The following is a 7,128-nucleotide window of genomic DNA, read 5'->3' as shown; positions in this document are numbered from 1 at the left end:
CTCCTCTGCTGCCTCTTCGGGCGTCATTTCTTGCTCTTTTTTAACATTATATCTTTCTAATATTTTTTCGGGTTCACTTATATCTATCATTGATCACTTCCTCCACGTATTTTTTACGTTGGATTTAAACCTAGATCCTATCTATACTTGTGCCCTTTAAAGGCACAATAGTACATTGTAAAATCATGTTATATAAAGATTATTGCTAAATAATACTTATATATTAAAGTTGTTATACATACAAAAATTGATTAATTAGTTATCGAAAAGCTTGGTTGTTATCTTGCTTCCTTTTTTTAAAAAAATATATTCTAAAAGCTATTTAATGATTATTATTAGATGGATACTTTTATATATACCTTTGTCTTTTAAAAGGGAGTTTTCAAAAAAAAAGTCCTATATAAAAATTATTATATAACAATGTAATTGTTAAAATAAAAACCCAGAAATTAACAGGGATTACATGCTGGTTACCAAGTGCTAACAAATTTATTTATTATGAAAAACTACTAATATAAAACTATATAAAATTGAATTATTACAAAAGAAAAACACATAATTATTTATACACTAACAGCATATGGAATTAATCATATAAACAGCGTTTACAGAAAGAAAACAGGCAAAAAATACTTTAATTAAGGTGAAAGTGGACTTCTTGCAAATGTTAGCCATGAATTGCGAATGCCTCTAACTTCTATTATAGGTTTTTTCAGACATTTTGCTAAAGGGAAGAGTAGGACAAGCCGATATATATTATATTTCTATAAATCCTTATATTATTATATTAATGATATAATAATGTTTTAATGATATAACAACTTATAATGAAGGTTGAGATGATATGGATCCTGTGGAAGAAAACCACCTTCTAGACTATATAGGTATCCAGCTCTGGTTTCTCGTTGATGAAAAGACGTATTCCGGGGCGAATAAAGCTCATGCTGACTTTCTGGGTTTTGAGGACAGGGATTTGAAAAATAGAGACTTTTTGGATATTTTTGATGAGAATGAAGCAGAAATAAACATCACTAATAACAAAAGAGCATTTGCTTGCAAAGAAAAGACCCTTGCTAAGGAATGGGTTAAAAATAGTGATGGGGTTAAAAGGCTACTATCTATAACCAGAACTCCAAAGCTGGATAAGAAGGGTGATGTGGAATATATCATCTGTTCTGCAGAGGATATTACTGATTTTACCAGCAGCGAAAAAACAAATGAAGAGTTGCTCAGTGAAATAACAGACAGGTTACCTGACAATCTTGCAGTTATTGATACAGATGGCACAATCATCCATGTAAATGATGGATGGAGAGAATTTGCCAGAAATAATGACCTGGATCCAGAACGCTGCAGTGAAGGTACAAATTATCTGAAAGTCTGCAATGAAGCAACTGGTGACAAATCTGAAGAAGCTCCTGTCGCTGCAAAGGGGATAAGGGATGTTATTCAGGGGTATAAAGATACATTTGAACTGGAGTACCCCTGCCATGCACCTGACAAGGAACGCTGGTTTATAATGAAAGTTATACCTTTGAATAAAAAACCGAGACCTTGTCCTGTCCTGATGTATCACCTGGACATAACTGAAAGAAAGCAAACTGAATATGAATTAAAAAGAAGCGAAGAAAATTACAAAGAATTGATTGACGGGATGAGCGACACTGTATGGGTTATGGACCTTGATGGTAATTTTATTGATGTCAACAAAGCTGCCGTTAACGTACTGGGGTATACAAGAGAAGAACTGCTGTCCATGAAACCTCAGGATATCGATTCTTCTCTAAACCCTGAATACATTCAAAACCTTTTCAAACAAATACCAGCTGATAAAGTCCAAGTATTTGAAACCACCCATGTTACTAAAGATGAGAAACCAATACCAGTAGAAATCAATTCCAGTATTGTAAATTACAATGGTAAAACTGCAATTTTGAGTGTTGCAAGAAATATCACCAAAAGGAAACAGCTGGAAGAGAGATTGAATAAGGTAAATTCTACTCTTGTAAATCTTGGCCCAGACCATGATGAAAACATCCAGCGTCTAACTTCTTTATGTGGGGAACTGTTTGATGCTGATGCCGCACTTTACAACCGTCTTGTTAATGGGATGATGTATACGCAGGCTCATTGGAATGCACCGGCTGATTATAATCCAGTAGCTTACCCGGAAGGTCATATTTGTTACGAAGTTATTATGGATGGTAGTAAAAAAATCTGGTCATTTAAAGACCTTAATAATACACCTTATGCGGCTACAGACCCAAACGTAACCAATTATGGGCTCAAATCGTATATCGGTCGTGTTGTGCATTGTAACGAAGAACCTGTTGGTGCTTTATGTGTAGTGTTTCAACATGGTGTGGAATTTACCGATGATGATGAGCACATTATCAGTATTATAGCTTCATCTATTAGCAGTGAAGAGGAGCGTAAAAAAGCTGCAGAATATTTACAGGAATATGCCAGAAAATTGGAAACTCTGAATGAGACCAGGGAAATGTTTACGGATATACTAAGGCACGACCTGCTTAATCCAATTGGACTTGTCAAAGGGTTTGCTGACCTTCTTTATAAAAAGGAAAAAGATACTGCTAAACTCAACCTTATTGAAAAGATAATAAGAAATAATAGCCGGGCTATTGAATTGATTGAAAAAGCCGGTGAACTTGCAAAAATAGAGTGTATGGACAATATTGAATTCCAACCGATGGATGTCAGTAATATTCTTCAAAAAACCATTACCGAATTGCAAAGCAACTCGGTTGATAAAAATATCAATATTAAATTTGTAAATGGTAGCAACAAGCACTATTATGCAAATGTGAATCCTATAGTACAGCAAGCATTTTCCAACCTGATATCCAACTCCATAAAATACAGTCCTGAAGGGAGCGAAGTCATCGTGGATATACTTGATAAGGGTGATTACTGGAAAATCAGAGTAAAAGATTCAGGTCCAGGAATACCGGATGAAGACAAAAGTCAATTGTTTGACAGGTTCAAACGCGGTAAAGCTAAAACTACTGCCGGTAAAGGTCTGGGTCTTTCTATCGTAAAAAGTATAATTGACCTTCATGGCGGCAGTGTGGATGTTGAGGATAACCCCGATGGTGAAGGGTCTATGTTCTGGATCAGCGTTGAAAAAAGCCGATGAGATCCCAATAAATGATTTAGAAAGGTGATCTACCACTTGGCTAAATACCAAGTGGCTCCTTAAATTACAAATTTAAGGATAACTTTAAATCTTTGATTTAAAGTGCTTCCTGTTTCATTCTTCTTTATCTAGATGAACATCCATCTGAGGATACGGTATTTCAATACCTTGTTCCCTGTAGGCTTTAAATATTTCACTGGTAAGATCCCATTTGACAGTCCACACATCTTCATTTTTTGCCCACGCACGCAGTTGAAGGTTTACCGAGGAATCACCTAGTCCTGATGTTACCACTGCTGGTGCAGGGTCATCCAGAACCATAGAATTATTTTTCATGACATCAAAAGCAACCTGGATTGCTTTATCAAGGTTGGCATCATAACTTACACCAACATCAACCCTTGCCCTTCGTATTGGCATACGTGTATCATTGATAACTGCACTTCCCCATACGAGTTTATTTGGGATTGTGATGAACTGATTGTCAGGAGTGATAAGTTCAGTTGCCATCATCCCTACTGCGTTCACCTTTCCAAACATTCCATTGATAGTTACATAATCATCCCTGTCGATGGGGCGCAATGTTGCTATCCAGATTCCTGCTGTCAAATTTGTCAGAGTGTCCTGCATACCAAAACCCAGGATTAAACCGATAACTGCTGAAAGACCCAAGAATACAGAACCTACAGCAAATCCCAGTGCACCTACAAATGCAAGAATTACAAGTACATATAATAATGCAACCAGAAACCTGGATAAGAATTCAATCACAATACCCGGTAATTTTGTCTTTTTCAACCCGTTCCTAAATATTGATACTACAATCCTAGCTAATATAAAACCTACTAGCAGTACAACAACTGCAAAAATCAAATCAGATACAGTTAACTCTGTATATGGTATACCTTGTGACAGTACTCCGTTCTCCATATAACACACCCTTAAAATTTTTAAGGGTTTTTAAGTATAAAAAACTAATCTACAAACGGTATAGAGATCATCAAATTAGAATGGGTGAAATCATGAGCTAATTTGATAATCTCATGATGTCTCCAAACTGGAGAGCTTGTCCGACAATTCGATACTATTAATTTATTTTATCTATTATTTAAATAAATATAAGATGAATAATAAGTTATTTACCAATGACATTTATCCAATAATCCAAAAACCAGACACGGATACTACCAAATGATATAAGATAAATGATTAGGACTGATAATTTATGTTACTTGGTAAACCCCTTTGTAGAATATATCTGCTTTAACATTAATTGTCGGACAGGCTGTAGAGTCCATAGATGTATTTAAGTCTTGATGCAGGTTTTCTCGGGAAACCGTATTTTTCCAGTTTGCATCTTTTGTAACTGCCTCTACCTTTAGAATAAATGTACAGGACATTGTTTGTTTTGAATCTGAGTACATATGATGTGGCATCTCCTACACAATACGCACCAAGATGGTGGTCTATTGGACATTTAGCTTTATCCTGTTCATTTAATAATGTAATCACTTGTTTGCAAAAACTATACAATGAGACAATAATTAGCCACATCTTAATACAATTTTTCTGTAGAATCAGTAAGTCGTTAAGAAACATTTTACCTGTTTGATTGTTGTATATTCGTAGTAAATATTTCTAATTTTCAGCTTTCATACTTAACTACTTGTTAATAACTAAGTGACTAATAAACGTAATCTACAAAATTATATTTATATATATTTTTGACTTATTTCCATCAAGTTTTACTTTAAAATAATAGTTGGAAGTTTGATGAAACTTTCTATATGTTCTGTCCAACTGATAAAATAATGTTGAAAAGGAGTAAAAAGCATGAAAAGAAAGTTAACCTTGATTCTATTAGTATTTATGGCCCTTGCTTTGCTTGTTGGAACTAACCCAATAAGTGCACAGAGCGATACAGTAGATTCTGTAGAACTTAAAAGTTCAATATATAATATGCATGCGGATAATATTACTTTGAATGTAAATGGAACTGAATCATCGAATAGTCTAAAAGTAAGTTTGAAAGATTTCAATGACTGGAGAAGTTTCAATAACGATTTAAAAATTACATATGATGATAATGAATCAAATTGGACTGCATCATATAATGATCAGGAAATATCTGTAGATGCTCCTGATAATGGGAATGCCAAAATCGCATTGAAGGGGGCATGCCAGGAAACTCCACAAATCCAATTTGAAACTTATGATGTAACTGGATTTAATGATGGAGATAGTGTAAATACTGATAAACTTTTCAATCTAAAAATCGATGCAGATGATTTTGCAACATTCTGGTATGATCATAATGATAATATCTCAAGTGAAACTATAAAGATCAATATTTCTGAAACAGAAAGCGAAAGATCCCTTAGTGACGATTCAAACTCATTAATCTACGAAAGCGAAATACAGAAAGATATCAAATCTAAAAAATACGGCAAACTCAAACATAGCTTCGATAAAATTGGGTTCCTTGCAGAAGATTATGTACCAATAAAAGGAGACGTCAGCAAACTCTGTAAGCTGGCCATGCATTCCGGAGCAAGCCGAACCGTGAAAACCGGAGAAACCATCAAACTCAAAGACGGTTATGCAGTCACTCCCCAGCAGATAGATGTAGACGGTAACAAGGTCTGGCTCGAACTTACAAAAGACGGTGAAAAGATAGACGACAAAGTCATAGATATGGATGATGAGGATACCACGTGGGCCTATAAACAGGATATAATGGGTGAAGAAGATGTAGTCACTCTCAAATTTTATGTTGACGAAGTGTTCCAGGGTCAGGCAGATAGCATTGCTGTTATCGAAGGGTTCTGGCAAATCGATGATGAAGGTATTGAACTGGAAACCGAAGACACCTATGGAAATATGGAAATTGACTCTCTTGATGATGGCACTATTAAAATGGTTCTAAACAATTCCATAACACTTGATAAAGGTGATACACAGAATTTGATGGAAAACATCTATTTCAATACTGCTGATTCAGATGATGTAAGATTCTACATGAAGAACAAGATCACAACTACTGGGACTTATGATGTTAGAGGCGCGGTTGCTAATGAATCAGACTTTAATATTGGCAATGGATGGATAAATTGGACTCCAAAAGGTGAAGAAAATTATTCGTTTGCAGAATTTTGGTACGACCTTGATGATGACAAGTTTTCTGAAACACTCTCTGTTTACGTAGACGATGTGGATAATAATAACCGAGAACTCGATGATGACCCAAACAACAATAGAGAATCTGATATAATATACAAGAGCGAAATACAGAAAGATATCAAATCTAAAAAATACGGCAAACTCAAACATAGCTTCGATAAAATTGGGTTCCTTGCAGAAGATTATGTACCAATAAAAGGAGACGTCAGCAAACTCTGTAAGCTGGCCATGCATTCCGGAGCAAGCCGAACCGTGAAAACCGGAGAAACCATCAAACTCAAAGACGGTTATGCAGTCACTCCCCAGCAGATAGATGTAGACGGTAACAAGGTCTGGCTCGAACTTACAAAAGACGGTGAAAAGATAGACGACAAAGTCATAGATATGGATGATGAGGATACCACGTGGGCCTATAAACAGGATATAATGGGTGAAGAAGATGTAGTCACTCTCAAATTTTATGTTGACGAAGTGTTCCAGGGTCAGGCAGATAGCATTGCTGTTATCGAAGGGTTCTGGCAAATCGATGATGAAGGTATTGAACTGGAAACCGAAGACACCTATGGAAATATGGAAATTGACTCTCTTGATGATGGCACTATTAAAATGGTTCTAAACAATTCCATAACACTTGATAAAGGTGATACACAGAATTTGATGGAAAACATCTATTTCAATACTGCTGATTCAGATGATGTAAGATTCTACCCTTATGTAGAAAAAACAGTTGCAGATGAAGAATCATCAGATACCTCCTCTGAATCAAAAGAAGAAAATGATGTTGAATCTGA

5 protein-coding genes are annotated in these 7,128 nt (G+C 35.4%); 3 read left to right on the top strand and 2 right to left on the bottom strand.

What is annotated here, in order from left to right:
* Positions 1-684: 684 nt before the first annotated feature.
* Both ACLFMM_RS08295 and ACLFMM_RS08290 read left to right on the top strand, forming a co-directional pair.
* A complete protein-coding gene (locus ACLFMM_RS08295) occupies positions 685-810 on the top strand; it encodes a hypothetical protein (protein WP_410808269.1) in 126 nt (41 codons plus the stop codon).
* Between the two features lie 34 nt (positions 811-844).
* Complete coding sequence (locus tag ACLFMM_RS08290) at positions 845-3,157, top strand: PAS domain S-box protein (RefSeq protein WP_410808268.1); 2,313 nt, start codon at positions 845-847, stop codon at positions 3,155-3,157.
* A gap of 114 nt (positions 3,158-3,271) precedes the next feature.
* Here the strand turns inward: ACLFMM_RS08290 and ACLFMM_RS08285 are convergent, their stop codons facing one another.
* Positions 3,272-4,087 (bottom strand): mechanosensitive ion channel family protein, encoded by an 816-nt coding sequence (locus ACLFMM_RS08285; RefSeq protein WP_410808267.1) that lies wholly within the window; start codon positions 4,085-4,087, stop codon positions 3,272-3,274.
* 339 nt (positions 4,088-4,426) lie between these two features.
* Complete coding sequence (locus ACLFMM_RS08280; RefSeq protein ID WP_410808266.1) at positions 4,427-4,690, bottom strand: hypothetical protein; 264 nt, start codon at positions 4,688-4,690, stop codon at positions 4,427-4,429.
* A 336-nt stretch (positions 4,691-5,026) separates the two neighbouring features.
* Here ACLFMM_RS08280 and ACLFMM_RS08275 point away from each other — a divergent pair.
* The coding region (locus ACLFMM_RS08275; RefSeq protein ID WP_410808265.1) for an S-layer protein domain-containing protein at positions 5,027-7,128 on the top strand (2,102 nt) is incomplete at its 3' end.

Origin of the sequence: Methanohalobium sp. (genome assembly GCF_046546175.1) — an archaeon.
Taxonomy (GTDB): Archaea; Halobacteriota; Methanosarcinia; order Methanosarcinales; family Methanosarcinaceae; genus Methanohalobium.
Note: the sequence above shows the minus strand (reverse complement) of the source record. Positions and strands in the feature narration are given on the sequence as shown.